Source organism: Streptomyces sp. NPDC046862, assembly GCF_040704615.1.
GTDB lineage: Bacteria > Actinomycetota > Actinomycetes > Streptomycetales > Streptomycetaceae > Streptomyces.
The window spans coordinates 72,219-98,810 of the sequence record NZ_JBEYXP010000048.1 but is presented as its reverse complement, the minus strand read 5'-3'; the positions used below and the strand labels follow the sequence as shown (position 1 = coordinate 98,810).

Genomic DNA, 26,592 nt, shown 5'->3' with positions numbered 1-26,592 from the left:
CGAAGGGAAGCGTGCGGCACGCCGCGGACGTGGTGGCGCCCTACGCGGACACAGCCAAGGACAAGGCCGTGCACTATTCTCCGGTGCACTTTCCGATCTCAGCACCGGTGAACCAGCAGTTCACAACGGTGGTCGGGGGCGCCCCGCCGCTGACTTCCACCGGCTGCGCAACACGTTTTCTGACCAGGCCATTGATTGTACCGACCGATAGGTCTACTTTACCGGCAGCCGCATCGCTGCTGCCAGGAGAGACCCGCATGTTCAATGAGGATCAGCGGGACGGTGCCCCCGACCGCCGTTCCCGCACCCGGCCTCCGGCTCCCCACACCCGGGCCACCCGGCCGGAACCCGCCACCAGGCCCGCTCCGCGCGGTACCTGTCACAGGGCGCCCTGATTCAAGAAACGAAAGGCCGCAGCCGAGCCGCTCTCCCTTCCCGGTCCGCGCCCGCTCGGAACGGCAGCATCCGCAGGGATCGATCCTGCGCCGGACGTCCTTCAGGCCGTCTGGACCAGAGCCGCTCCCTGGACCTCCGCTCACCCACGGAAGGCCCATCCATGATCCAGACACAGATCACACCGGCGCAGACGCCGGAGCGATCCCGCTCCGCGCCGCACAACGGGCTCATCGTCGCCGCCCTGTTGTGGACGGTTCAGCTGGTGTCGCTCGTCGCCGCGCTGTCCGGCACCACGCAGGCCGCGATCGCGATCCACTTCCAGACCACCCAGATCGCCTGGTTCACCCTGATGACCCTGCTGACGGGAACCTTCTTCCTGCCCTTCGTGGTCAAGGGTGCGGCTCTCTTCGGCAAGAAGCGTGCCCTGCTCGTCGCCACCGGCTTCGGCCTGGTCGGAGACCTCGTCGCCGCCATGGCCACCGACTACCGCACCCTGCTGATCGGGCGCGGCATCGCCGGCCTCTACACGGCAGCCACTCCGCTCTCCTACGCCATCACCCGCGACGTCTTCCCCCGCCGCTGGGTCGGACTCGCCAACGGCATCATGGCCGGCGGCGTGGGTCTCGTCGCCTTCGGCGGGCCCTTCCTGTCCGGCTGGCTCCTCGACAGCCACGGTTTCCGCGGCATTCTCTGGTTCATGGTGGTCAGCACGGCCGTGAGCTTCGTGCTGGTGCTGGCCCTCGTCCCGGAGAGCCCGGTCCGCGAGCGGGGCGGCCGGATGGACTGGGCCGGCGGACTCCTCCTCGGCGGGGGCGTCACCCTCATCATCTACGCCGTGGGCCAGGGGCCGCACTGGGGCTGGACCAGCGGCAGGTTCACCGGATTCGTCATCGGCGCTGTGATCGCGCTCATCGCCTTCCTGCTCGTCGAGCGTCGGGTCGCCGAACCGCTGTTCCCCCTGACCATGACACGACGCCGCACGGTGTGGTCCGCCCTGCTGGCCGCCTCGGTGATCGCCGGTTCGCTCAGTGCCGTCGGCGTCGTGGTCCAACTGCTCATCCTGATGCCGAAGATCCCTCACGTCTCCGACGGACTGGGCTGGTCCGGCACACACAACGCCATCGTCACCAGCCCGATCAGCGCCATGATCATCGTGGGTGCCGTCGGCACCGGCGCGCTCGCCCGCCGCATGGACAGCCGCATTCTCCTGGCCGCCGGCGCCGCACTCGCCATCCTCGGCTACGGCATCGCCACGCAGTACCACCACACCGCCGGCCAGATCATCTCCTGGGGCGTGATCGCGGGACTCGGAACCGGCATGGTCGTCGCCGTCGTACCCATCATGGTCATCGAAGTGGTCAGCCCCGAAGAACAGGCCCTGGCCAACGGCGCGCAGACCCTCGTCCAGGGCGTGGCCCAGATCGTCGTCTCCCAGCTGGCCTACGTGGTCATGGCGCAGCACGGAATGGTCCTGAAGGGCACCCAGTTCTACCTCGACAAGGGCTTCACTAACGGGCTTTGGCTGGTCATCGGCTGCTGCGCCCTCGGCGCACTGCTCGTGGCCCTGGTCCCGAAGGCCGAACGGCTCGACGACGCCGATGTCGGCCAGGCCGCCTGATCGCTGTGATCGACCCGGGGCTCCCGCCGCGCAGTGCGCGGCGGGAGCCCCGGGGCCCTGGGCACTGCCCGCAGACGTACCCTACGGACGCCGCAGCCGCGATGGGGATGCCTGCCTCCACCGGAGCCAGGCATACGAAAGCCCCCAGGACGGCCATCCTGGAGGCTTCGCTGGCACCGATTGGAGGTCGGTTCCGGACACCACCCGTGGTTTTTGCGGGCCTAGGTGGCGTCCATGTCTTTGCGAGACGACCCCAGAATGCCATACGACGCACCCTCTCCGCACCACTCGCAGAAGGCTTCACGTCCAGCAAACTCCCAACCAGAGGCAGTCACAGGCACCCAAGCCTCCCTGCAGGGACTCGCTAGCCTCCCCCCGGGTCGGAGCTGATCTGGTTCTTCTCGGAGACCTCACGGGCCGTTACGCGGCGGGGAGCTACAGCAAGCTCGATCACGGCGGACGGGTCGTCCATCGCGTAGATCGGCAGGGCATGGCCGAGCACGGTCACCGGATCACCGCGGCCATCGCCTGTCACGTCGCCCGCGCCGGGGGCACCGTCGACCAGTTGACACACCTGCTCATGCACCCGGATCACGAGGGCGGCAGGCACACGCAGAACATCGCGATGCGCTCTGGACAGGCGCGCGCACTCGCGTACGTCCGTCGACGTCTGGGACAGCGCCTGCGCAACGGTCCACATCACGGCAGAGGTCGAATCCCGCCAGCACGCCCACGGAGATCTCGCAGCTCTTCGCGACCGTATCGAGGTCAGGGCCGCACCAGCATCCTCGACCCCTACAAACCCCACGTCCACCAGCGGTGGCAGGAGGGCTGCACCAACGCCACCCGGCTGTTCGAGGAACTGCGCGAGCGCGGCTACCGGGGCGGCCTCACCGTCGTCCGGCGCTATGTCCACCAACTACGCGAAGCCTTCCCCCAGGCAGACCCCCCGCGCAGACCTCCGTCGGTCCGGGACGTCACCAGCTGGCTCACCCGGCACCCCGACCACCTCGACGAGGACAGGACACAGCAGCTCAAGACGGTCCTCTCCCGCTGCCCGGAACTCGATCAGGCCGCCCAACACGTCCGGTCATTCGCTGAGTTGATGAACAACCGCAACGGACACCGCCTCGGCCAGTGGATCGAAGCTGTCCAGGCCGACGACGTCCCGTCCCTTCACACTTTCACTGCCGGTCTCGGCCAGGACCTCGACGCTGTCGTCGCCGGCCTGAGCATGCGCTACAGCTCCGGCGCCGTCGAGGGCCACAACAACAGGATCAAGATGCTGAAACGGCAGATGTTCGGCCGCGCCAACTTCGACCTCCTGCGCAAGCGCGTCCTCCTCGCGGCATGAGGCCGTTCATGATCGCGGTTTCGGTGACCCTCCGTGGCCCTGGCACGGAAAGTGATCCAGAACCACGATTCAGCCGTTACCGACAGGCGGAGCCGTAAGTTCAACGGGCCACGGATCTTTCCGCGCGGCGAGCCTTCCTGGGCCGTCCCGGCGCGGAACCATGCCGGCTCATCTGTTCGCCTACCAGCTCGCTCATGGAGTGATAGCCGAACTGGATGGACCGGTGCCGAGGACCCGGTCGTGTGTCATACGTGCGATTTCCACGGCTGTACCAATCCTGCCCATCTTCGGCTCGGGACAGCAGCGGAGAACCGCGTGGAGTGGTCGCTGCGCCGGGGCAATCCCCGCAGTCCGCTTGCGGATACACGCGGGGCTGCTGGGCGGACACGAGCCATTGCTGAGGCGATTCGTGCAGGGCTCTGCGCGGGTGAGTCCGCCGAGCAGATTGAGCACCGCATCCAGGCCGCCGAGGAAGCAGGCCACCCACTCACCCTCTGGTGAAGTGCTCGGGCCTGCTGCGTGCTCGGTGCAGTCCTGCATGGTCCGGCTCACGCCGTGTGGGCGTGAGCCACCGCCAGCGCCGCTGCCTCGGCGAGGGTCTCGGCGACAGGTACGCCGCTGCGGCGGAGGACGTCGGGGTGCGTCAGGCCGCCGGCGTACGGCACGGGGTGGACGTGATTGGCGAGCGCAGCGCGGACGTCATCAACGGCGTCGCCGATGAGAACGATCGGCCGGCCCCCGATGCTCTGTCGCAGCATCTCCACGTGCTTCGCAAGGGGCTGCTTCTTGCTCCTGGCGGTCGGGCCTGTGCGTCCGTCGACCCGCAGGAACAGGGGAGCGACGCCCAGGCCGAAGATGCGCTGGGTCAACCCGTTGTGGGCGCTCAGTGACAGCACGGAATGGCTGCAACCGCTGCGGATCAGCCTCGCAAGGAGGTCCTCGGCTCCAGGCATGAGCTGGGCTGGCGGTCGTCGGGAGTAGCAAGTCTCGAACGCCACGCTCGCCCGGATCCGCTCCCCATCGGTCAGAGCGCGACCGAGAACGGCGGAACACAGGGCAGGGACCGATGTGGCGAAGTGACGTCGGACAGTGTCGAGATCGACCGGCTGCGCGCCCAGAGATGCCAGGGCTGCATTCGCTGCGCTGACCTGGCGCCCAGCGTCGTCGGCGAGCGTGCCTCTCCATCCCCACACCAGGTGTGGCCGGTTGAAGTTCCGTGGCACGGGACGCGGCTTCCTCTCGTGATCAGATGAAGGGCGGGCTTGATCCGCTTTGGCGAACGTCTGAGATCGGGGGTTCTGCCCCGGAAGGACGTGCGTCATGGTGAGCACGGGATAAAGAAGCCTCGGCCTCGCCGTTCGTTCACGACGGAGTTCAAGGCTGAGGTCGTTCGGCGGTGCCGGAGCGGTGATCTCCCGGTCGGCCAGGTCGCCAGGGACTCGATGACCGAGACCGCAGGGCAGCTGTGGGTCAGCCAGGCCGAGGTCGACGCGGACGAGCGCGGCAGCTTGACCAGCAGCCACCGGGCCTCGGTCGATGACCTCTTCGGGGGCTGTTGCGGCGGCCGGAAAGCTGGGCCGGGGTGCGGCGTGTAATGCCGGGAGCGGCGTGCGGGGGATTGCCTGCCCGCAAAACATAAGAATGCAGGTTGCATGTCAGATGCCTTCTGTGAGGGCAGGGCACTCCGGGGCTCAGAATCGGAATCCGGCCGGATGGCACAGGACGTCTCAAACCTGTGCACGAGCCGGTCTGTCCTGAGCCCGGGCAGCGTGCCGCGAACACGCCGACCGGAGCACCCCAGTGATGGATGGGTTCGTGCCTGGTGTGCCTGACTCGGATGAGTCACCAGATGGCCGTTCCCTCTGGGAGCGGCCACCTCTGTGCGTGTTACGTCGTGCGGACGTGGCTGTGGCTGCTGAGCCGCGTGGCACGCATAGCCGCCGAACCTGATCCGGCGGCGTCTTTCCTCAGATCACGCCTGTCCATTCGTCCTCCCGATCCCCATGGCGACGGCGCGTACGTGAACGGAGCCCCCTTCGGCGGCCAGCCGCGATCTCGCGGCTTCCCGTCACCGGCAACTGCGCGCTGGCTGAAGCGGGTTAGACATACTCAAAGGGTTGTGAGCGAAGATTGCAAGGTACAGAGTTTGCATTAGCAGCAGGTTGTAGAAAGTGCCGGAAGGGGATTCTGTGGCTCGCGAGAGGTCTGGCAGGACTGTCGCGCACCTGGTTCTGGCCACCCGGCTCAAGACGTTGCGTGAGGCGGCAGGGATGTCCCGAGGCGAGGCCGCCAGTGCACTGGGGGCTCATACCGCAACCGTCCGCCGCATCGAGCAGGCCGAGACATCCCTGGATGAGGGTCAGGTCCATGCCCTGCTCACGGCGTACGGTGCGGGCACGGCCGAAATCGAGGCGTTCCTCGGGCAGCTCGCGGTTGCCAACCTCCCGGGGTGGTGGCATCCGTGGCGGTCTGTCATGGACTCATGGCAGCTGGACCTCATGAGCGTGGAATCCGCGGCCCGGATCATCCGCGTGTGGGAGCCGGCACTTGTTCCTGCCCTGCTGCGTACACCGTCCTATGCTCGCGCCGTCGACAACGTCCGCAGGCCTGACCTGTCCCCTGCGGACAAGGACCGGCGCACTGAGCTGCTCATGGAACGCCAGAAGCGGTTGCGTGACCAGAACACGCGCATCTGGGCCATCATGTCCGCCGCGGCGCTGCATACGTCCGTAGGCGACGAGGATGTGATGGCCGAGCAGCGGCAGGCACTGAGGGCAGTCGTCGAGCGCCCCGATGTGACCTTGCAGATTCACCCTCTGGACGGTCGTTGCCACCCCATGACCGGCATGCCGACCGTGACCCTGTACCGGGTCGACGTGGAGGAGATCCCCGACCACGTAGTCCGTGAAGGAGATCTTCGCGGAACAGCTGACGTCCTGAACAGCCTGCACGCGGTGTCGGCGTATCACTTGTTGATGGACCACACCTGCGTCATCGCACCCCATCCCGACGAATCGAAAGCGGTACTGGCATGACCGAACCGACCCGCCCGCATCAGCCGATCGACACGTCCGTCGCGCACAGTGCGCGCGTCTGGAACTACTGGCTGGGCGGAAAAGACCACTACCCCGCCGACCAAGCCGCCGGCGACGCCTACAGCAGGAAGTACCCCAACATTGTCCCGTTCGCCGGGGAATCGCGAGACTTCCTTCGTCGCACCACCGCCTTCCTCGCCAAGGCAGGGATCCGGCAGTTCATCGACCTGGGTGCCGGGCTGCCGACCAGCAACAACACCCATGAAGTCGCACAGCGGGTCTCGCCCGACTGCCGAGTGGTCTACATAGACCACGACCCGATCGTGCTGCTGCACGTCCATGCGCTGCTCACCAGCACCCCCGAGGGCGCCACCGCCTATGTGCAGGCGGACATGCGGGACACGGACGCCGTCTTAACGGGTGCGGCCAAGACGCTGGACATGACCAAGCCAATCGCTCTGGTCATCAACGATGTCCTGGGCCACATCGTGGACTGGGAAGAAGCCCGGGGTCTTGTGCGCCGGCTGGTCGAGCAGCTTCCCTCGGGCAGCTACCTGTCACTGAGCCACTCCACAGCCGCGGACAAGGAACACCAAGCGGTGCAGGACGAGTACAACAGCTCCGGTGCGATTCCCTACATCTTCCGTGAGCCGTCGGTGGCCGTCGAGCTCTTCGAGGGCACCGAACTGGTCGAACCCGGGTTTACGAGCTGGCCGCGCTGGCGCCCCGACGCGAACACCGGTGCTCTCACCGACCGTGCGGGCTGGGGCGGGGTGGCGCGGATCCTATGACGACGGGCAGTGCGGGGCCCACGCCTTCCCTACCTGTGACGGTGACCCGGCACCAGGTGGTGCGACGGCTCACCCGTGCAGCGGCCCACTCGGACGCCCAGCTGATTGCCGAAGCCGCAGTCCTGGCCGAGGGCTGGGCGGTCCTGGCGGACCTCATGGGCGGCGTCGTCTGCAGCACCCCAGACACCGCCGGACCTGAGGGGGTGCGTGCCGCCGCGCACCCCCAGCTCTACCCGCACCTGACGATCCGCAAGATGGCGGGTGCCGTCCTCGTGGTCGGTCCCGGCACGGCATCGCCCGCATCCCGCATCGACCTGATCGCGCGGACCTGCGTCGATCTGCTCAGGATGCGGGCGCGGGTCCGTCGGGAGGAGGAAACCCACCACGCTGAGCAGAGACTGCACACCGCCGTTTTGCATCTCCTGCTGAGCGGCCAGTCTCACCTGGCAACCGACGTGCTGGGCACCGCTGCCACCCACGCCACGGTGTTCCGGCTGGCCGGTCAGTTGGTGCATGCCGCCTACCAGGCTCATTGGCGAGCAGCGCAGCCCAGCGTGTCTCCCAAAGCCCCCCGCATGCTGGTGTGTATGGAGGGAAACGAGTTGGTGGTCGTCGCGCTCCACGGCCTCGACCATGACCGCCACGTGGCACGCCCCGTCGTCGCGCGCATCGCAGACCGACATCAACTGGCCGGCGGCGTCTCAGACCCGTTGCCGCTGGACATGGTCGCCACGGCGTGGGCCGAGGCAGGCACCGCGCGGCACGGCGCAACGTCCGGCTGCCTGGCGTCCGCGACCTTCCTGGGGTCGCACGGGCTGCTCCGCGTCGTACCCGCCGATCGACTCGCCCTTTGGTCCGCTGCAATCCTCAAGCCCCTCAACCGCGAGCAGCACCGGACGCTGGAGGCATACCTGCGGTCGGGGTCCGCTCAGGCCGCCGCAGCAGTGCTCGACGTGTCCGAAGGCACGGTTCGGGCACGCCTGCGCTGGATCGGCACTCTCCTGGCCGCCGAACTGGACAACCCCACCGTGCAGGCACAACTCCTGCTCGCTTTGCGAGCCCCGGCTCCTTCCCAACGAGTCAGCACATCCGCACGTCTTGGCCCCGACCCCCCTCTGCCCACCGATCTGCTCGGCCCCGACGACGCCCACCGCTGGGCCTCCACCCTCCTCAGACCTCTGGACAAGCCGCTGCGTATCGCCCTTCGATGTTGGCTCCAACGCCGTGGCCGCACGGCACCCGCTGCCTCCGAGCTAGGCCTGAGCCGGAGTACGCTCACCGACTGGCTGAGTAAGTGCGGCGGGGCACTGTCCCTCGACCTGTCGTCCGCGACAGTGCGGGCGGAACTCCACCTGGCCGCCGAGACGATCGCGAAACCCGAGGACACCCCGGCTCGGTTGCCGCGGCGAGGAGGCAGAACATATCGGGGACAACAGCCCTGAAAAGATTGCTGCGATAGGCCGCCCGGGACCAGCAGCCGGAGCCGGCCGACGAGTTCGACCAGTGGGCAAGCAATTGTCAATTCGTGGATCACTGCGAAGAGCCTCAAGTGGCCCGCAGCCATTGATCGAGGACTGCGAAGTCTTCGGCAGTGAGGCCGCGGGACGAGGCGATGCGGTGGAGGAGGGCCGGGGCGGGGTGGTGGGTGGACACCCAGTCCCGATCGGCGTCGGTAATCTCGTCGTCGACCCAGACGAACGGGCGTCCGTCTGCCCATGCCGCCAGGGTGCGGGTCTCGCCCGTCTCGGCATCGACCCGCGTGTCGTTCACCCGCGGCGCCTTCACCGCAATCGACCCGGCGGCGGTGGTGGCCGTTGCGGACCACCAGACGGCGACCGGCCTCGTCCCGCGCGCCAGCCAACTCGGCTATGTACTGGTTGACTTCGGCTTCCAGGGCCGCAGCGAGCATCCGACGGGCACCCTCACGGACGTTGTCGTCTATCAGGGAGCCGCTCTGGGTGGTGCCCGTCCTCGTTGACTACGCTCAGCACGGGCGTGCCTTCCCGACCCGCGCTGCAACGCGGGCCTACTCGATGACCAGAAGTCGATCACTCAGGAAGGTACGCCCTTCGCGTTCCGCGAGGCACCCCTCCCGAGTCCGATCCAAGATCTTGAGCATTGCTCCGCACACGAGGGCTCCGCCGACAAGCCCGGTGGTGGCGGCGCCCAGGTTGACGGCGAAGTGCCGCCAGCCGGTGATGCGTGCGCGACCCGGTTCGTCCGGGACGGTGTCGGCGACGAGGGCAGACACGATCGGGCGTGGCGCGTCGTAGACGAGACCGGAGACGGCAGCCGGGATTCCGAGGGCTTCGGGGTGCGGCGAGGAGGGGGAAGCCCGCCGCGGCCACCGTCATGGCGCTCGCGAGGGTAGTCCGGCGGCCGATCCGGTCGGCCAGCCAGCCGCACAGCAGTTGGCCGGTGAACCAGCCGGCGCCCCAGAGCGCCAGGACAGTGCTCGCAGCCACCGTGTCCAGGTGCAGTTCATCCAGGCGGTAGGGCAAGTACGGGTAGACGAATCCTGGGGCACGCACGGCGAACGTCCCGATGAGCAGCGCCCAGATGACCGGTGGCCACCGCTTCGGCGCCGGGGACAGGGGTGGGGCGTTCAGTGTCTGGGGGGGATGAGGCTGTGGCGAGCACGGAAACTCCTGGAGCCGAAGGGCTGCGGCGCCTCTCGGCACCGGGGCGGGAACCGGAATGGGGCGGCCGGTCAGCTCCCGTCGTCGCGAGCGGAACTCGCACGCGGTTGAACTCCCTCAGGAACAAGGGGCGTTGGAGCGGAGACCCCCAGCTCACCTCGGTGATCGGCTTCGGCCAGGTCGCGCACAGGCGACTGACTGCCGGGAATCCCGACTGCAGGTCCGGGGCGGTCACCGCAGCCGGGCACTGCACAGGCGACCCCCTGGGGATCCCGACACTCCACTCGCTGACGGCACCTGCTCCCGGTGATCGGACAGCGCCTGCAGGGGGACGCCGGGCAGTTCGCGAAAGAGCTGGGGCCGCCGCTGCCGGAGTCGTGAGAAGGCCATCAAGCGAGTGGTGCGCCGGTGTCGAAGGATGTCCACGGATCTCTCCGAAAGGGGGAACGAAGCTGCTCAGCGGCTGTACTGGTTTGGTGGGGCCGTCCGCGGTTCGGCTCGACGGGCGCATAACGGGCGCCGGGTACCGCGAGGTCGAGGCCAGGCAATGAGCTGGACGGCAGAGGGGCGCCACCGCAGCCTGCAGTGGCGCCCCTCTAGGGAGTCGAGGACCTTACGGGGGGTGGGGTCCTCGACTGGTCTGTGCGGCCGGCGGGTCCAGTCCACGCCCAGCGGTGCACCGATCTGGGCGGGCGGCGCCACGGGTGGTCTACGGGCGCTTTGGGTAAGCCGGGGGCGGGGGGACCTCGTAGGGGTTGACGCAGTAGTAGATCGCGTACCCGCGCACGCGCTTGCCGTCCGAGCGACGTGTCACGGTCCCGCGCGAGTACCGGGTCTTCTCCTTGACCTTGTATGCGAACAAGTCGACCCGGACCTTGTCGCCCTTGTATCCGATGCCGACGACCGTGCTGCCCTTGCTCGGGTTCTTGTGGAACTTCACGGCGTTGCGCGACACCTTCATGGTCCCGGTGTCGTAGGCCTGCGCTGGTGGCGCAGCGGCCAGGGCCCCACCGGCGAGCGCGAGGCCGACTGCTCCTGCCGCGATCCTGCGACGGTTCAGGACTATCAAGGTGGTCCCCTCACTGCTGCTCGGGCGGCATTCATGGATGAGGAGTCGTCCTCAGAGCACGCCACAGCCCCGCTCGCATGGCGATTGGCGGCATGCGGGCACCTCAGCTCGCATCCATAAACGCGCGTAGATGACAGGTCGCGACCATAGCCGTCAACCCCCGGCAGGTCGACCCCCTCTCATAAACACATGAAGAGATTTGCAGGAACGAGACGCGGGAGCACCCAGCGGCCGGGCGCGCGGGACGCGAGGACACCCCGCCACCCAGGCCCCTCGGCGCCGGATGCGCGAGCTATGCATTAGCCCTATATGTGCTAGATTCAAATAAACACCCGTAGAGGAAAGGGCAAGGTCAGCCCACGGCTTCTCACCTTGTGAGAGGCTCATAGGAAGCAGGATCAGCATGAGTGGACTGGACCTATCTGCAGGCGCGGAGCTGCACCGCAAGGGTGCTTGACGCCACCTGCCTGCGAAGTGATATTCACGTGCGTGGGTGGCGACAGGGTTCGCGCATCTCCCGCATAATGATCAAGCCACACAGGGGGAAGGGGGAGGGGCCGACGATGCCAGGAACCGGCGGTGACGGCGCCAGCGAGCCGCCGCGCACGCTCGCGGAGAAACTGTCAAGGCTCCGTGAAGCACGCGCGCCCAAAGGCGGGAAGCCGCCGTCCTGGGAAGCGCTGGCAAAGCAGATCTCCGACGAGACCGGAGTCGCAGTCTCGGGCGCGTACCTCTGGGAGCTGGGAACCGGCAAGCCGGGAACCAACGTAACCCTGAAGCACCTGAAGGCCTTCAAGGCGTTCTTCAACCGGCGCATCTCCTACTTCGTCGACGACGAGGTGGCCTTCGAGGACGACACGCAGGCGCAACTGGCTCTCCTGAAGGAGCTACGCCGCCTGGGTATCACGCAGATCCGGCTGCAGAACATGGAAGGTGACGCCAGCCAGGAGACGATCACGGACCTCCTCGGGCGGCTACAGACACTCGACATTCTGCGTGACACAGACGTCCGGGACATCGCCCTGCAGGTGACCGCCTTGACGCCCGAGCAGCGTGAGGCCCTCAGCAGCCTCGTCGGCAACCCCTCACTGCTCGACACTCTCCCCCGTACGGTTGGCATTATCGAAGCGGCAGCTGGGCTCAATGACGAGCAGATCGCTTCGGCCACCCGCGTCCTTGGCCAGCCCGACGTTCTCCAAGCGCTCCAGGGCGAGGGCGTGTGCGAGATCGCGCGGCAGTGCCGCGAATTGCTGCCGTCGAGCAGGGAAGCCGTCCTGTCGATGATCGCGCAGCTCGGGCGCCTGGAAAGCGGTAAGGCGTAGGAGTTAGGCCGTTCCCGGAGGGACGGCCCCGCACTCAGACATCGAAGTAAGAACCGTCGTCGCCATCGCGATACGGGCCCAACTCAAGGTACTCCGCGATCAGTTCACGCGGAAGCAGAGGCATCAGCCGGCATGCTGCATCGAGTGTCATCTCGTCCGCTTCTTCCACGGAGCTGACCTCCGGCGCCGACCAGTGTTGGAGCCCCTCCGTGCCTGCGGAGACCGGATGGAAGAGTACGGTTCCGTCCTTAGCGGAGAGCCATACCCCGCTCGGAGCATCGCGCCCACTCTCCCCGCCGCCCTTAACGAGGCCGTCACCCTGTTTGCCTTTACGACGGACCTCACCATTTCCGGCAAGGTCTGCGAATTCGTGAGAACTATCCAGGGAGGATTCCGCACCTTGCGGATCCCCCTCCAGTACTCCGTTCCGTTTTCCCTGCCGGCTCCCGCCCGGCACCGTCATTGCTATCGCCCCCGCGGTCTATTTTGTTCACCTTCTGTGCAGCGCGACTGCGGCTCTTCCCCGATAAGTACACGCGTCTCTTCTCCCTGCCAGTGCTGGGCGAAACCTCGCTCGGCTGGAGGTCAGCTGCCGGTCACGGCACCGGATCCCAGCCGATGCGGAGGATCACCCTCCCCGCGTCTCGATTCCTACCCTTGCAAATATGTCTACGTCAACGACGAAACACAGAGAGTCGCCTACGATGCTGCGTTTCTCACGTAGTGAGAAACGGGCCTTTAGAACACATGTCATGTGGTGATAATGCGGTTTCATTTCTCACCACATGAGAAGCGAAGGGGATTTGCGAGCCCTTTGCGGAGGCGGCAACTCCATCGAATAGCCTGGCGAGGAAGGCATACCCAGACCCACAACCGCAGGGAGAAACGTGCGCGCCATCAGGATGGACCAGTTCGGTGGCCCGGAGGTGCTACAGGTGGTCGAGGTCCCGAACCTTGAACCGCGGGGCGCCCATCACCTGTTGCAGGTGAGTCGTGCAGGGGTGAACTACGCGGACATGCACGTACGGGGAGACACCTATCTCGCCCCGGTGACGCTGCCCTACATTCCCGGCAACGAAGTGGTCGGCCGCACGGCGGAAGGCAAGCGCTTCGTCGGGCTCACCCAGGGCGGCGGCTACGCCGAGCAGGCCCACGTCCACCGCCGAACTTCCTGGGAAGTGCCCGACGACGTGAGCGATGAGCAGGCTCTGGCACTGTGCCTCCAGGGCAACTCGGCCTACCACCTGCTCCACACCGTCGCCGGTGTCCAGGAGGGTCAGACCGTGGTGATTCCGGCCGCCGCGGGCGGTTTGGGCTCCATAGCCGTCCAGTTGGCCAAGGGCATGGGAGCGAAGGTGATCGCATTGGCGAGCACCAAGGAGAAGCGCCAACTCGCCGAAGACCTCGGCGCGGACGCCGTTGTCGACTCCACCAGCGAGAACCTTACCGAGGAGATCAAGGAGGTGGCGGGCGGCGCGGTCCAGGTCGCGCTGGAGATGACCGGCGGAACGACCTTCGACTCAATCGTCGCCGCCCTAGCCCCCCGCGGACGGCTTGCCGTGTACGGATATGCGTCGGGCGAGACGACGGACGTGTCGACCAAGGTCCTGATGGAGCGCTCGATCACCGTCTCTGGATTCTGGCTGCCGTTGTTGTACGGCGATCGGAACGCCCTGCCCACCAGCATGAACGCTCTGTTCGACGCCGTGCGCACCGGCTCGCTGCGCCCGGTCCTCGGCCAGGTCTATCCGTTGAGCGAGGCAGGTGCTGCCCACGCTGCTCTGGCCGCTCGCACGCACACCGGGAAGCTCTGTCTGGATACCGCCGGGTAGTCAGAATCTCAAGTTACCGTCAGGTTACCCTCGGCTGGAACGAGAGTGCGACGCGAGACTCGTTCAACTAGTCATCCATATAAGGGACTTGGTGGGCCGCTCTCCGGCGGGGAGGGGCCCACCCGGCGGGAGGTAGCGGCTGCATGACCGGCAACGAAATCTCGAACACCTCAGAGACGGGATCACGGCTCGTCGACCGATTCATCCGCGTCCAGAAGGCCTTCGCTCAGCTTGGAGGCGAGGTGCACGGCACAGGTGAGATAGCCAAGGCGGCCAGCCTGGACGACTCCACTACCTCCCGCATCCTGCAGTCCGGCGTTTATAGCGGCTTTTTCGAGCGCGTTGGCCACGGCAAGTACCGACTCGGTGTTACCGCTGCGCATGTCGGCATGCACGCGCTCGCCCACGCCCCGGCCAAGGACGAAAGCACGCACGCCATCCTGGAAGAGCTGCGTGAGGCGACCGGCGGCGGCCTGATCTTCCAGTACATGATGGCCCCCTTCGGGGGCGCCCAGCGTCAGTGCATAGACATGGCCGTGGGTGATTCGGACCTGGTGGAACTCGGGATGACCGCCCTCGACATCCTGTCCATCACTCGCTCGCTCCGCACCGGAGCCAGCGGCCGGACCATCCTCGCCTACCTCCCTGCGCCCCTCCAGGAACTGGTTCTGGCCGAACCGATTCCGGCCGAAGCTGGCCCGGGCGTCTACCGTGACGACAAGGAGCTCCTCGCCTCGCTCGAAGAGGTCCGCGACCGCGGTTACGCCCTCGGCTACGAAGAGTGCATGCCCCTGTGGAATTCATGCGCGGCCCCCATCGTCTGGGGTGAGGCGATCATGGGAGCTGTCCTCCTGCTCAAGCCCGCCACGGTCATGCCTGAGGCGCCGGAATCGGTGATCGAGGCCACCAAAACAGCGGCTTCCAAGCTGAGCGCCAAATTGAGCCACCTATCGGAGCCCATGGCCATGATGCTCGGATCGTGACGAGAGCCCATCTCAGCGCAAGGGGCGTACGTGCAGGAAGAGCCGGATGGGCTGGCGGCAGAAAACGAAGCGCCGACCGGCATCGCCCGTCGCTAGGGTGAAACACATGAGCGAGCACCAGGAAGTTCACTCCGCCGCCAGGGTTGCCGCCACTCTCCGGACGGTCCTGGCGGGGTTCCGTGAAGGCGGCGAGCGAGCCCTCCCCCTGCTGGTCGGCGAGCGGGAAGGGGGCGAGCCGGAGGCCGTCATCCTGCCCTACGACCTTTTCATGAGCCTTTGCCGGGAATTGGAACGTGCCGAGGACCTCGACATCAGTGATCTCGCAGCGAATCGTGTGGCCGATGCCCCCGCTCCTGGAGCGGGGCTGGACACCGCGGCTCTGGCCCGGTTGGTCGCCGAGGCGCAGCCTGACCACGCCGACGATCTCCTCCAAGCCGGCGGCGCGTCCGCGCGTGAGGACTGATGACAGCAGGACGGAGAACTCATGGCGGCGTCCGACCCCTTCCGCGGAGACCACCTACCGCAGGTCGGCGCTGACATCCTGCAACTGAAGAGCCTCCAGTTACAGAAGCTGGCGCTTATCCGCATCGCGCAGCTGACCAGCGGTGAAGCCAAGGGCACCCGCTTGGAACGCATGTCCGACGCTTGGCCGATGGAACTGAGGGACTGCTGGAAGCTGTACTTCGACGAGCAGGAGTATGACGAAGGGAAGCGGCTCAACCGCCAGGCCCCGCGCTATCGCATCGTGTATCGATTCCTCGACCCCCTGCCTGACCCCGCAGATCGCGACCGGCGGCCACGACTACAGGTCCTCGCGGTCGGCCCGCGCTACCAGGCTGAAGCCTATGAGCGAGCCGTCTCCAGGCTCGCTCGCCCTGAGGTAGCCGGAGAGCGCACAGTCCAGCCGGCACGCCCCGCTCCTCAAGGCCGCGGGCGGCGCGCTGAGGAGCGAAGCAGGCGAGCCCAGGAAGACCAGAGGTTACAGCCTCGTCCAACCTCGGCGGGCCCGCGGCATCAGCGATAGTGCATGTCCTCGCCCATGCCCTGGCAAGGATCATGGACATGGGTAGCGTCCACACGTAAGGAGCGGCAGACGAGTCGAGCTGTACGCCGGATTCTGTCGCCCAGTCGCCTCGCGGCGGCCTGGCAGACGGCCATCCATCTAGGATCGACGTTGCCGTCGGCCTCGTGCGGTCTACCTGCGGACTCGGGCGGGCAGCCCTCGAACGTCCGCGCAGGGACACCGGAGTGTCCCCTCTTGACCTTGCTCCGGGTGGGGTTTACCTAGCTGCCCAGGTCCCCTGGGCACCGGTGGTCTCTTACACCACCGTTTCGCCCTTACCGAGGACCAAGATCCCCGGCGGTCTGTTTTCTGTGGCACCGTCCCGCGGGTCACCCCGGGTGACCGTTAGCCACCACCCTGCGCTGCGGAGTCCGGACGTTCCTCGGCGGGACGCATTGGCCCGACGCGGCCGTCCACTCGGCTCGTCTGCCGCGCTGACCAAGTTAGAGGACTCAACCGCTGGCCTGCGCCATTCGTGCCGCTTGCATGGCTGTGTGGCTGAGCGTCACAGAAGCGCGCGATCGTGGCCGTCCCCCGAGACGCCGACGCGGCGCCCTTCAATGCCTGCCTCCAGGGTTGCAGCCTCCACGACGTCACATGCATGCACACATGTTGATAGACCTAACTCACAGGAATCCCATCCCTTCGAACGAGCGGCGACCTAATATAAACACCTGTTGATGACTGGTCGTCTCGCGCGACCTGAGGTCGTACGCATCAAAAGAGGGAGTCCTCGCCCATGACTGTGCTCCGCCGAACCGCCGCCATGACCCTGTCCACCGCGCTCCTCGCCGGGGGCGCGATAGCGCTGGCGCCGACCGCATCCGCGGCCAGTTCCCCCAAGTGCACGTACAACCTGACCGACTTCACCGGGACGGTGGACGGAGACGGCGTCAACTACAGGACCGGCCCGAGCACCGGCTACACGGCGAAGGGACGGCTCTACGACGGCGACCGCCTGCGCGTCTACTGCGGCGAGGGGAACTGGTATTACACCAAGTTGACCAAGCGTTCGAAGGGGGGCCTGGCCAAGGGGGTCACCGGTTGGATCCGCAGCGACATGCTCTACCAGCTGGCCGGCTGAGCGACGCGAGGAAGACGAGATGTAGTTTCCGCGGCCGTGTGTCGGAATCCCGATCCCAATTTCGGGGCGGTGCCGGATCCGACACGGCACTCGGGAGTCCCCCCCGATCACGGCGTCCGTGCTGCCCTCCCACCGGTGTCGGCACAGGTTCGCCGAGAGGGGCTGGGGGCAGCAAGGGGCTCGGTCTCGGCTGCAGAGTGCGGCGGCTACTGCGTGCCAGGGCCCGCGGGGCCCGAGGCGTGAATACGCCTAGTCCGAAATCACGCAGCGATCACGAGCTCGGCAGCAGCAGCGCACTCACCGTGACCGGATAAACAAGCCGGTCTTCGTCCTGAACCACCTGGAACCACTCACGTAAGGAACTTGGCCATGAAGTTGAAATCGCGTGCTTCGGCCCTGACCGTCTCTTCCACGTTGATATTCGGTGGAGCCGTCGTCGCCGCGTCGCCCGCATCCGCGGTCGGTTCATCGGCTTGCGACTCCCACCCCGGATACACTCCCGTGTCCAAGGCCACGACCCTCGTCAATCTCCGCAACGGGCCGTCAACGTCCTACTACTCCAAGGGGCTCCTGAAGAAGGGAACCCGCTTCGACCCGTCTTGCAGCAAGAACAACCACAAGTGGTTCTACGGCAAGGTCCTCAGCGGGGCCCACGCAGGCACGTGGGGATGGGTGTACGGGGCCTATCTCAGGGTGAGGTAGGCCGGGCCATGGTGCGGGTAGCGCCGCCCCGCCGATAACCGCCGGCGTTCGGAAGTATGAAACCGACATGCAGCTCAGGAACCTGGCCTCGGCGCCCGACCCCTGAATGTACACGAGATGGGATCCCGGATCCCGTGTCCATTTCCCGTCGGCGATGTCCACCGCGTAGCCAAACAGGACACGGAGATGGGAATCCGAAGGTGAAGCGAGCCCTGCCGAGCCAGGTGCAGCACCGCGGGAGGAAGTGGGCTCCGAGGGGGACGACCACGAGACCTGCTGGTCAAGCGATTCCAGCGGGTAGTCCGACGCGGAACCAACAAGAACCGTAGGTCTCAAGCTCTGTGCCTCTTCTTCAGCCTCCGTGTCACACGGATGGCACGTTCCGAGAACGCCCAAGTCAGCGGCTCGCGCCCTTACGCCGGAGCTAGGAAAGTGACACGGCCGTGAGCCCACCGGCGGACGACATGGCGTCAAACACCGCGAGAACGCTCAGTTCACCTCAGCCTCACAGATGACATCGGCGTCGAGGACCGGCGCGCTAGTCCGGCCGGAACAACGACGGCAAGGGCTCGTGCCCGTTCAAGGCCTCGCCGGTCGTCCGACCCACGTCCCCCACACCGAGAACAGCACCACGCCACACGCCAGGTCTTCAAACTGCCGGAGGAACCGGAAAGCATGGAATTCACGCTCATAGCGATGGAAAACGTAGCGTTCGGCTACCGCCTCGGAACCGACTGCACCGAGGACATCCTCGCGCGACTCGCCTCACACGATGCCAGCAGTTACCTGGTTGTGGCGGACACCACGGTAGCCGGACTCTACGGCCACGACCTGACCGCCCGTATCGACAAGCAGGTCGCACCGGCCCACCTGCTCATCCACAAGGTTGGCGAGCCGCACAAAAGCCTCTCCACCGTCGAAGCGCTCGCCCACCAGGCCTTGGAGCAGGGCATCGACCGCCGTGCAGTCGTTCTCGCGCTCGGCGGCGGCGTTACCGGCAACATCGCCGGACTCCTGGCAGCGCTGCTGTTCCGCGGCGTCCGCCTCGTCCACGTGCCCACCACCGTGCTGGCCATGCTCGACTCGGTCCTGTCACTGAAGCAAGCCGTCAATGCCACCACCGGCAAGAACATGATCGGAACCTTTCACGCCCCCGTCGAGGTCCTCGCGGACACAGCGATGCTGCGCACGCTACCGGCCCGCGAGGTTCGCAGCGGCATGGGGGAGGTCATCAAGAACGCTCTCGCCATCCGGCCCTCCATGCTTGACCGGCTCGGGGGCTCGCTGCGTGCCGACGCTGCCTACGACGACGAAACCCTTCAGTGGATCATCTTCGAGAGCCTGGCCGCCAAAGCCCTGGTCACCGCAGCCGACATGCACGAGCGGCGCTCCGGGCTGGTGCTGGAATACGGCCACACCACGGGGCACGCCATCGAGCACGCTTCGCGCGGCGCGGTCGCACACGGCGCGGGCGTGGCCGTCGGCATGATCGTTGCCGCCGAGGTCTCCCGCCGCCTGGGCCACGCACAGACGGACCTGGTCAGCCTGCACCGTGAACTGGTTGCCGCAGCCGGTGTACATCCAGCGGTCCCCGCCGACGCCGACATCACGCTGGTGAAGGAGCGGATCGCGTACGACAACAAACGCGGCTACCTCGACACCCGGCCCCGCCACACCCCGATGGTGCTGCTGAAGGCGCCCGGCCAAGTACTGCACACGGGCGTGCTACCACTCGTGCCCGTCCCGCTGGCACTGCTGGAGGAGGTCGTCGACGAGACGACCGCGCCGGGCGCGGGCCCGGCCGCCGAGACCACTGCGGCGTAGCCGGGGCCCGTACCGGCAGGTCGGCTGCCTGCCGGTGTGCCCGGCCACCCGCGCCGTTTCCTACCAACTGTCGTCCACCGTGGAGTTCTTGTGCTGTTGCTCATCCCTTTCTCTCGCCACGAGTGCCTCGCCGGTGGTCCGGTGGAGCTCGATGCATGCGGCGGTGTGCGCGTACAGGTCCTCCGGCAGTCGCGGGTGCTGGTCAACAGCGGAGTGGAAGGGCAGGTGACGACCGCAGACTTCGGTTGGCTGTCTCGCTCTAAGGGCGACGGGACCCGGCTCACCTTCCAGGTGGCCCGGGCCCCGGGGGAGGGCGCATGACTACGATCGCGCTGGCCGAGCGGACCACTCCCCCAGGAGCCGACCGACGGTTGCTGCTGGTGTTCTTCGCCGTCCCGGGCATGGTCATGGCGGTGTGGGGAGCGCGAATGCCCGCGGTCCAGGCCGCGGCTCATCTCGGGCCGGGGCAACTGTCTCTTGTTCTGCTCGGTGCCGCTGTCGGCATGGTCGCCGGAGTTCAAGCCGGCGGGCGGATCGCTCACCGCCATGGTGCTTCCTGCCTTCTGATCGCGCCCATGGTCGTCTTCGGGATCATCTTGGCGTTGCTCGGACAGTGCCGGACACTGCCGACCCTGATTCTTGGGGCCGTGTTCTGGGGGGCCGCCCACGGGCTGCTGGATGTTGGTGCCAACGCTGCGGCGGTCAACTGCGAGCTCTCCGTTCAGCGGCGGATCATGTCCTCGCTGCATGCGGCATATTCGATCGGCGGACTGTGTGGCGCCCTGCTCGCGGCGGTCACTGCCTGGTTGTCACACGACACGCTGTTCGCGGTTGTCGGCGCAATCACCGTCCTCGTCGCCCTCGCGGCCTCCCCGGCTATCCGCGGGGCGGCATCTCTCAACCGCGCGCCCGAGAGCACCGTCCCAGCCATAGGCGAGTCCGTGACGCCGATGCTTTCCCGTTCCACTGTGTGGCTCCTCGGCGCTCTCGCCGCTGCGTGCCTGTGGGCCGAGGGCGCTGCCGCGGACTGGTCGGCGGCGCACTTGCACTCCCTGCGTACCTCCGAAGCGACGGCCGCGATCGCTTATGCCCTCTACAGCGCGGCCATGGCCGCAGGCCGGCTCGTGGGTGACCGGTTGGCCACCCGATACGGAGCGCCCGCGCTGGTGCGAGTCGGCGCCGCTCTTGCCGCTGGTGGACTCGGCACTGCGCTAGCCGTCGGCAGCTCCCAAGCCGCCCTGGTCGGCTGGATGGCGCTCGGCGCGGGCCTGTCCACCGCGATGCCGTCCCTGATCACAGCTGCCGGACGAGGAGGGCCGCGGGCCGTCGGCACGGTCGCCGCGACCGGCTACGTCGGCCTGCTCACCGGCCCCGCCGCCATCGGCGCGCTCGCCTCGATCACCAGCCTGCCCGCCGCGTTGGTTCTTGTCGTCGCAATGGCGGCGGCCGTCGCCATCCTTTCCTACCGAGCCCTGGAGCCCCAGTGACCTCCGTCACGCCAACTACCCAGATCAGCAGCGACTTTGAGGCTGTGACGATCGAGCACAACAGTTCGTCAGCAGACAAGCGAGCCCCTCCCAGTGAACACAGCTCGTCGGGCTTACCGGATGGCACCCGCACGAGACCAAGGCCTTCCAAGGCTCCCCGGCACGGATTGCCGAAGACAGCCTCCGCAGCCCTGCACCGTGCGCTTCCGGTGGGCACAACAGGTCGGCAATCGCATGGTCGCGCCGCCCAACGTCAACGTCGGCTACCACCTCCAGGAGTTCCGCACCATGCCCCTCGTCGCCCCCGACCCGCCCGCATGCCGCATCGGCATGCCTCCACTGTCGGATGACACAGCATGAGACACGGCGAGAACGCTCAGAGGACGCCCTCGCTGGATGACATCGGCGTTGGGAACCTCCAAGACCCCTTGCCCCCTGTGCCGCAGCTTCCGACTTCCTGCCTGCTGCTCGACCCTCCGATGCTCCAGATCGTCACGCGCACAAGTCGGGTAACGCTGTCCCGGCCGGCGTTGGCAGACGACCTCGACAAGGTCAACGAGATGCATGCCAGGTGCTCGCTGGATTCCCGCTATGCCCGCTACCATGCCGCTCGACGGGCCGTGACGACCCGCGAGTGGTGGCACCTCTGCGACCGGGCGAACGGCACCACCTTGATCACCACCCCGCTCCATGACCCGTCCCGCGTCATCGCCGTCACCCACCTGCTGCGCACATCGGCCCCGCATGTCCGAGAACTCGGCATCCTCGTCGAGGACTCCTGGCAGGGACAAGGACTGGGCACGGCTCTCACGGGCTACATGGTGAACCTAGCCCGCACCTACACCCTCGACTGCCGAGCGATCACAGCCATGACAGGAAGCGGCAATCAACGGATGCTGTCCATCCTGCGGAGGCTGCATGCCCGAGTCGAGCGCACGAGCGGGCCGACCGTCGACGCTCTCATCCGCGTGGCGGCGTAGGCCCATGCCCAAGAGCATCCGCCAGGCCGCTGCTGCCCATCGTGCCGGAACCAACCAGGACGGTCGGCATAGAGATCGGCGGCCTCACGCACCGGTCATCGTCTTCCGCCACCACCGGGGCAGCAGCCGGCGAGGACATGGCGCACCGGCTCGGAGAATTTCGCAGCCAGGCCGTGTTCGCGGCGGGAGGCGTCATCTCGGGGGCTGATATCGCGCGACACAGCCGACTGCTCATGAAGGTACCCAACGCCGAATTGGAGATCCTGTGCCTGCGCTCCTCATCGCTGTAAGACGCGACACCGCCTTCGTTCTGGAGGACGGCACGATCGCGTGCACCCGCTTGGCGACCATCGAGGACTACCGGCTCGTGGAGGACCTGCACGCCCGTTGTAGTGCGGTCAGCCTCGCCGGTCATTACAGGGCTCACCGTCCCAGGTTGTCCATCTCCAAGTGGCAGCACATGGCGGGCAGCCCGCGGAGTCGCGTGCTCCTCGTGACCCCGGAGAACCGGCCCGATCACGTCGTGGCCATGGCATCCATGGTAGAGGTCTCCAATGCACCGGAGGCATGCGACGTGGCGATGCTGGTCGCCGACGAACCTCCGGACGCCTACCAGTCGCGTGGGCTCGGCACGCGACTGGCCGACGTCGTCGCCGACCTCGCCCGCGACGCGGGATACAAGTTTCTCGCCGTCAGGTCGCTGTGGGCGAACTGGCGGATGCTGCTCATCGTCGAGCACCTCGGCGGCCCGGTCCTGCCCCAGACCTCGTATGTGCGCAACATGGCGCTGCTTGGCTTGCTGCCGAACGCCGGCCTGGACCTGGCCGACGAGATCGAGCTCCGGATCGCGTTGTGAGGGCGGCTACGTTGTCCCGCACGGAGCGGTCTACCGTGGTGACCGACGACAGCGCCCGGCTGACGGTGTACACCGATGGTCCCCCGCGAGCCGAAGTGACGGTGATGCTCAGCCACGGGTTCATGGTGACCGCGGACGCTTGGAGAATTCAGGCCCGCCAGTTGTCCGCTCGCGGCCTCCGGGTGGTCCGCTACGACCAGCGGGCCCACGGCCACTCCACAGGCGGTGAAACCGCCCCCACCATCGACCGCCTCGGCGCCGACCTCGCCAGCGTCATCAGCACTACGTCCCCTCACGGTCCGGTCGTCCTTGCCGGACACAGCATGGGCGGGATGGCCACACTCGCCATGGCCGTCCGTCAGCCGCTGGTCATCAAGAGCCGCCGTCCTCGGGTAGCGCTGATCTCGACAGCATGCAGCAAGGCTCAGCTGCTACCGGGCAATCACCCGCTCCACTGGGCCAAGGCAGCTGCCCGTGCGAGTTACTCGTATCCCGTCTGCTGGCTGCCCCCGGCCGCCGATGTCGTACGCCGTCGACTGCCGAGCCGTCATCCGTGGGTACTTCGCCACGATGCTCAGCACCGTGACGACGTCCCGCCTCCCAGCTGGCAGGCAATCCGTCGTACGCCCACGGAGCAAGTCGCACGGTTGTGGAAGTCGCTGCGCTCCTACACCACGGCGGAGCGACTCCACGCTCTTGAGGACCTCGGTGACCGGGTCGAGATCATCACGGGTGAATCCGATGACTGGATACCCCTGTCCCAGACTCGTGAACTCGCCCAGCAATTGCCGAACGCGCGCCTCCACGAGCCCGTGTCGGGCGCCGGGCACAGACTGCCCTCCGACAGGGTCGGGCACGCCGTGGTCACCCAGGTTCTGATCCGGATGGCCGAGTCGGCCCTCGGCGAGGCCGAAGGGATGAGCACGGGACAGACCCTCTATCGAGGTGAACGCAGATGTGTCGAGACCGTCAACCACCTGCCGCTCCGTTGTCCATCCGGCTGGGGCCCGACACGGTGATGACGCTCCGGTTCGTCTCCGAGCCGACGGAGCCACGTCGCCGGCGCGGAGACCGCGGTCAGGGTTCCAGCCGCCCCGCCGAGTCCGGACCGCGGGGACGCGCGCCGGCTCCGGATACGGGGCGCAGGTAGGGGGCGAGCCCGGGTCCTTCGGCGCTCACCGGCAGAGTGGTGACGGTGGACGATCGGTCCCGGCCAGCAGCGAGCTGATTCCTCACTCCTTGGTCTTCTCGATCACTGCGGATCGGAGAGCCCCTGCAGCCACATGCCCGTAGCGCGCTGGATGACTGGCACAAAACTGGACAGCCCAACAGGATGCCGCCTTGCTTGCCTTTGCCGCCGCGTTCCCTGGTCTCGGGCGCATGGCTCCCCCAACGGGTTGTTGTGATCCGCGGATGAAGGTGGAACGGCCGGGCGAAGCAACAGGCTTCGTATGTTTCGACGATCACGGCACGGTTTGTAGACGGCGAGCAGGATCCCATCAGCATGTTCGGGGCTCTTCACGCCGCAGGCCTCAACGCTTCCAGGTTCCTGTGAGGCGGCGTGGTGCAGGTGTCAGGGCTGTCGCGTTCGGCCGCCATTTGGCCGTGAACGGGAGGGCGTTGTCCACCCAGAGCACGCCGGCCAGCTCGGGGGGGGGCATAGCCCACCGGGGCGGGCTGCCGGGCTGGAGATCGATGGGGGCATGGATGAAGGTGTCGCCGTAGTTGAACTGCACGGTCACCGTGTACTCGCCGTTGAGGAGGCAGTCGAGCTGTTCGATGCCGAGGCCTGTGAACTTGTCGGCGCCTGCGGCGACGATCAGAGGCAGGCCGGTCTCCTCAGCCAGGGCACGGTACTTGCGCACCTTTTCGTCGATTCCCGCGACCAGTGGCTGAGCCGAGACGACTCCGGCCATGCTGCTGGGCGGGACCAGGATCGTGCGCATCGCCGGCGCACGCATCGTCGTCCCCGTCTGCCGATCCGCCTGCAGGAGGAAGGTGTAGCCCTGGCTCGGGAACTCGGTCCGATGCAGCGGAGACAGCAGGAACCGGCGCAGCTCCTGGGCGATCCTCTTCGCCGTGCGTGCGTCCGGCGGTTCCAGAGGGCGGTCATGAGGGCCGGCCACGGTCAGCACCACCGGAACCGGGATCTCTTTGACGCGCTCGACCAGGTTGTGCCAGGCCCGCATTCTCCCGTACATCTCCTTCGACGGGCTGTGTGTCAGGACCTCGACCAGGGCGAGCGGCTCGCCAGCTTCGTCAAGTACGGTCCAGTCCGGCGTCTGTGTGGCCCAGAGTCGTTCGTACTCCACCCGGAGGCCTGATGCTCGCAGTGCCTCGCCGGCGGCAAGTTCAATGTGATCGCTCCAAAAGTTCTGATCCCGCCAGAGGTTCCTTGCGTACGTCTCGGCGTCCTTCTCCGGCAGCAGCGCCAACTGTGCGTCCAGCCGGACCCGCCAGGGCTCGTATTCGTCCTCCACGGCGAGGTCGTAGGACAGAGGCCGGCCCTCAGGACGGCGGTGGCCGTATCGGCGCCTTTGTTCAGCCACGAAGTCAGGGCCGAACCGGCGAGCCGGCTGTGCGGTCGTCATGGTAAGGGAGTATGAGCCCTCCTGGCTTTTGCCCGCATCGGAGTTGGCCGCCAGTGCGGCGTGTGATACGGCTCCCGGAACGCTGATGGGCTTTCCTGAAAACAACCAGGGCTACTCCTCGCCTCACTTGATCACGTCCTCAAGGGAGTGGGGAGGTTCGGTGAGCGCCGGGCTCGGGTGAAGCGGAGGCCGCCCGCATTCAGTGTCCGAGCCGCGCCGGAGGAATCCGGCTGTCACACCCTCCGCCTGCGCCACCGCAGGTCAGCGCAGGGCTGCCTAGCTCGTACCACGCCCTGGGGAGGGCACCGGGAACACGGTCGGAGCCTGGGTTCGATCCCCACCACACGGGGGCCCCTGACCGCCCCACCCATCGGCGATGGGGGATTGACTTCTATCTCTGCGTCGCGAGCCACGTGATGGCCGAGCCAACGCTCGCAATAAGCACCGAGTTTACGACCTTGGCCAGGAGGCGTTCGGTCCGCCCCGCCTTGACGTGCAGGGTGCCCACTCGCAGCTCAAAGTATGGCGTACGGACGGGAGTTGGCTCTGTCACTTCGGCATGACCTTTCTGTGCATCACGTCGGTGGAGCGCGCGCCAGGTGGATCGTGTCATGGAGATGTGCGTGGCGCTACCGGTTGCCATGAAATCCAACTGTTGCGAATCCGACTGTTGGGTTTGAGGGCCCCTCAAATGAGGGCCCCCTCATTTGAGGGGGCCCTTCACGGGCAGCTGGATGCAGCACTGTCTGAGGCCCAGATGAACCAGTGCAGATGATCGGCAGGCAAAGGTGGCCGGGTTCGTACGCAACTGATGGTCATCGCACTGTTCTGCGCATCAACGTCTTGACGGTCAGGTGACACATTCGCATTCTGCGAACCTGTCACCCCGACGCACCCTGGCGAATAGTGACACTTTCCGGCTCTGGCCGTTCTCAAACCCTGTCCCGATTCCCGACACGGAGCGGC

General features: G+C 66.9%; 24 protein-coding genes, 1 other RNA gene and 3 pseudogenes. 19 read left to right on the top strand and 9 right to left on the bottom strand.

Annotated elements, in window-relative coordinates; genetic code table 11:
* Both AB0959_RS39475 and AB0959_RS39470 read left to right on the top strand, forming a co-directional pair.
* A pseudogene (locus AB0959_RS39475) lies at positions 1-80 on the top strand (DUF5324 family protein); the annotation flags it as partial.
* Between the two features lie 476 nt (positions 81-556).
* Positions 557-2,014 carry an MFS transporter gene (locus AB0959_RS39470; protein WP_366831608.1) on the top strand — a complete coding sequence of 486 codons (1,458 nt, stop codon included), beginning with the start codon at positions 557-559 and terminating at the stop codon, positions 2,012-2,014.
* Between the two features lie 364 nt (positions 2,015-2,378).
* On the opposite strand, the gene AB0959_RS39465 is transcribed toward AB0959_RS39470, so the two are convergent.
* The gene (locus AB0959_RS39465; protein ID WP_366831607.1) at positions 2,379-2,522 is read right to left on the bottom strand and encodes a hypothetical protein; all 144 of its coding nucleotides are present in this window, start codon (positions 2,520-2,522) and stop codon (positions 2,379-2,381) included.
* Between AB0959_RS39465 and AB0959_RS39460 the strand changes: the two genes are divergently transcribed.
* Entirely contained in the window at positions 2,505-3,368 is an 864-nt protein-coding gene (locus tag AB0959_RS39460) for a transposase (protein ID WP_366831606.1), read from the top strand. The two genes, AB0959_RS39465 and AB0959_RS39460, sit on opposite strands and share 18 nt — an antisense overlap.
* Before the next feature lie 548 nt (positions 3,369-3,916).
* Here AB0959_RS39460 and AB0959_RS39455 read toward each other — a convergent pair.
* Positions 3,917-4,321, bottom strand: coding sequence for an HAD family hydrolase (locus AB0959_RS39455; RefSeq protein ID WP_366831605.1), 405 nt, complete (start codon positions 4,319-4,321; stop codon positions 3,917-3,919).
* 1,236 nt (positions 4,322-5,557) lie between these two features.
* Here AB0959_RS39455 and AB0959_RS39450 point away from each other — a divergent pair.
* Genes AB0959_RS39450 through AB0959_RS39440 form a run of 3 tightly spaced genes read left to right on the top strand, consistent with a single transcriptional unit; the run spans position 5,558 to position 8,636 of the window.
* On the top strand, positions 5,558-6,403 hold the full coding sequence (locus AB0959_RS39450) for a helix-turn-helix transcriptional regulator (protein ID WP_366831604.1): 846 nt from the start codon (positions 5,558-5,560) through the stop codon (positions 6,401-6,403).
* A complete protein-coding gene (locus tag AB0959_RS39445) occupies positions 6,400-7,194 on the top strand; it encodes an SAM-dependent methyltransferase (protein WP_366831603.1) in 795 nt (264 codons plus the stop codon). Before AB0959_RS39450 ends, AB0959_RS39445 begins: the two co-directional genes overlap by 4 nt.
* A gap of 41 nt (positions 7,195-7,235) precedes the next feature.
* The gene (locus AB0959_RS39440) at positions 7,236-8,636 is read left to right on the top strand and encodes a helix-turn-helix domain-containing protein (RefSeq protein WP_366831602.1); all 1,401 of its coding nucleotides are present in this window, start codon (positions 7,236-7,238) and stop codon (positions 8,634-8,636) included.
* A 103-nt stretch (positions 8,637-8,739) separates the two neighbouring features.
* On the opposite strand, the pseudogene AB0959_RS39435 reads toward AB0959_RS39440, so the two are convergent.
* From AB0959_RS39435 to AB0959_RS39420, 4 genes and pseudogenes are all read right to left on the bottom strand, one after another.
* A pseudogene (locus AB0959_RS39435) lies at positions 8,740-8,931 on the bottom strand (hypothetical protein); the annotation flags it as partial.
* Positions 8,929-9,185, bottom strand: a pseudogene (locus AB0959_RS39430) (IS256 family transposase); the annotation flags it as partial. The pseudogenes AB0959_RS39435 and AB0959_RS39430, both read right to left, overlap by 3 nt.
* A 57-nt stretch (positions 9,186-9,242) precedes the next feature.
* On the bottom strand, positions 9,243-9,875 hold the full coding sequence (locus AB0959_RS39425; RefSeq protein WP_366831601.1) for an MFS transporter: 633 nt from the start codon (positions 9,873-9,875) through the stop codon (positions 9,243-9,245).
* A gap of 667 nt (positions 9,876-10,542) precedes the next feature.
* Positions 10,543-10,902: a hypothetical protein gene (locus AB0959_RS39420; RefSeq protein WP_366831600.1), complete on the bottom strand. Its 360-nt coding sequence runs from the start codon at positions 10,900-10,902 to the stop codon at positions 10,543-10,545.
* A gap of 563 nt (positions 10,903-11,465) precedes the next feature.
* Here AB0959_RS39420 and AB0959_RS39415 point away from each other — a divergent pair.
* Positions 11,466-12,224 carry a hypothetical protein gene (locus AB0959_RS39415; RefSeq protein WP_366831599.1) on the top strand — a complete coding sequence of 253 codons (759 nt, stop codon included), beginning with the start codon at positions 11,466-11,468 and terminating at the stop codon, positions 12,222-12,224.
* 34 nt (positions 12,225-12,258) lie between these two features.
* Here AB0959_RS39415 and AB0959_RS39410 read toward each other — a convergent pair whose 3' ends face one another.
* On the bottom strand, positions 12,259-12,393 hold the full coding sequence (locus tag AB0959_RS39410; RefSeq protein WP_366831598.1) for a hypothetical protein: 135 nt from the start codon (positions 12,391-12,393) through the stop codon (positions 12,259-12,261).
* Between the two features lie 766 nt (positions 12,394-13,159).
* On the opposite strand from AB0959_RS39410, the gene AB0959_RS39405 reads away from it, so the two are divergent.
* The 4 genes from AB0959_RS39405 (at position 13,160) to AB0959_RS39390 (ending at position 16,063) form a co-directional block, all read left to right on the top strand.
* The gene (locus AB0959_RS39405; RefSeq protein ID WP_366831597.1) at positions 13,160-14,056 is read left to right on the top strand and encodes a zinc-binding dehydrogenase; all 897 of its coding nucleotides are present in this window, start codon (positions 13,160-13,162) and stop codon (positions 14,054-14,056) included.
* 143 nt (positions 14,057-14,199) lie between these two features.
* Positions 14,200-15,039 carry an IclR family transcriptional regulator C-terminal domain-containing protein gene (locus AB0959_RS39400; protein WP_366831596.1) on the top strand — a complete coding sequence of 280 codons (840 nt, stop codon included), beginning with the start codon at positions 14,200-14,202 and terminating at the stop codon, positions 15,037-15,039.
* Between the two features lie 106 nt (positions 15,040-15,145).
* Positions 15,146-15,502 (top strand): hypothetical protein, encoded by a 357-nt coding sequence (locus tag AB0959_RS39395; RefSeq protein WP_366831595.1) that lies wholly within the window; start codon positions 15,146-15,148, stop codon positions 15,500-15,502.
* A gap of 21 nt (positions 15,503-15,523) precedes the next feature.
* Positions 15,524-16,063, top strand: coding sequence for a hypothetical protein (locus AB0959_RS39390; RefSeq protein WP_366831594.1), 540 nt, complete (start codon positions 15,524-15,526; stop codon positions 16,061-16,063).
* Between the two features lie 66 nt (positions 16,064-16,129).
* On the opposite strand, the gene rnpB is transcribed toward AB0959_RS39390, so the two are convergent.
* An RNA gene (gene rnpB / locus AB0959_RS39385) (RNase P RNA component class A) lies at positions 16,130-16,527 on the bottom strand.
* A gap of 314 nt (positions 16,528-16,841) precedes the next feature.
* On the opposite strand from rnpB, the gene AB0959_RS39380 reads away from it, so the two are divergent.
* The 8 genes from AB0959_RS39380 (at position 16,842) to AB0959_RS39345 (ending at position 24,054) form a co-directional block, all read left to right on the top strand.
* Positions 16,842-17,186, top strand: coding sequence for an SH3 domain-containing protein (locus AB0959_RS39380; RefSeq protein WP_366831593.1), 345 nt, complete (start codon positions 16,842-16,844; stop codon positions 17,184-17,186).
* Between the two features lie 501 nt (positions 17,187-17,687).
* Entirely contained in the window at positions 17,688-17,888 is a 201-nt protein-coding gene (locus AB0959_RS39375; protein WP_366831592.1) for an SH3 domain-containing protein, read from the top strand.
* 675 nt (positions 17,889-18,563) lie between these two features.
* A complete protein-coding gene (locus AB0959_RS39370) occupies positions 18,564-19,712 on the top strand; it encodes a 2-deoxy-scyllo-inosose synthase (protein ID WP_366831591.1) in 1,149 nt (382 codons plus the stop codon).
* 380 nt (positions 19,713-20,092) lie between these two features.
* Positions 20,093-21,199 carry an MFS transporter gene (locus AB0959_RS39365; protein ID WP_366831610.1) on the top strand — a complete coding sequence of 369 codons (1,107 nt, stop codon included), beginning with the start codon at positions 20,093-20,095 and terminating at the stop codon, positions 21,197-21,199.
* A gap of 234 nt (positions 21,200-21,433) precedes the next feature.
* Entirely contained in the window at positions 21,434-21,559 is a 126-nt protein-coding gene (locus AB0959_RS39360; RefSeq protein ID WP_366831590.1) for a hypothetical protein, read from the top strand.
* Positions 21,556-22,179 carry a GNAT family protein gene (locus AB0959_RS39355; RefSeq protein WP_366831589.1) on the top strand — a complete coding sequence of 208 codons (624 nt, stop codon included), beginning with the start codon at positions 21,556-21,558 and terminating at the stop codon, positions 22,177-22,179. Before AB0959_RS39360 ends, AB0959_RS39355 begins: the two co-directional genes overlap by 4 nt.
* A 265-nt stretch (positions 22,180-22,444) precedes the next feature.
* Entirely contained in the window at positions 22,445-23,035 is a 591-nt protein-coding gene (locus AB0959_RS39350) for a hypothetical protein (RefSeq protein WP_366831588.1), read from the top strand.
* 35 nt (positions 23,036-23,070) lie between these two features.
* Complete coding sequence (locus AB0959_RS39345) at positions 23,071-24,054, top strand: alpha/beta hydrolase (RefSeq protein ID WP_366831587.1); 984 nt, start codon at positions 23,071-23,073, stop codon at positions 24,052-24,054.
* Between the two features lie 513 nt (positions 24,055-24,567).
* Here the strand turns inward: AB0959_RS39345 and AB0959_RS39340 are convergent.
* A complete protein-coding gene (locus tag AB0959_RS39340) occupies positions 24,568-25,731 on the bottom strand; it encodes a hypothetical protein (RefSeq protein WP_366831586.1) in 1,164 nt (387 codons plus the stop codon).
* Positions 25,732-26,592 lie beyond the last annotated feature (861 nt).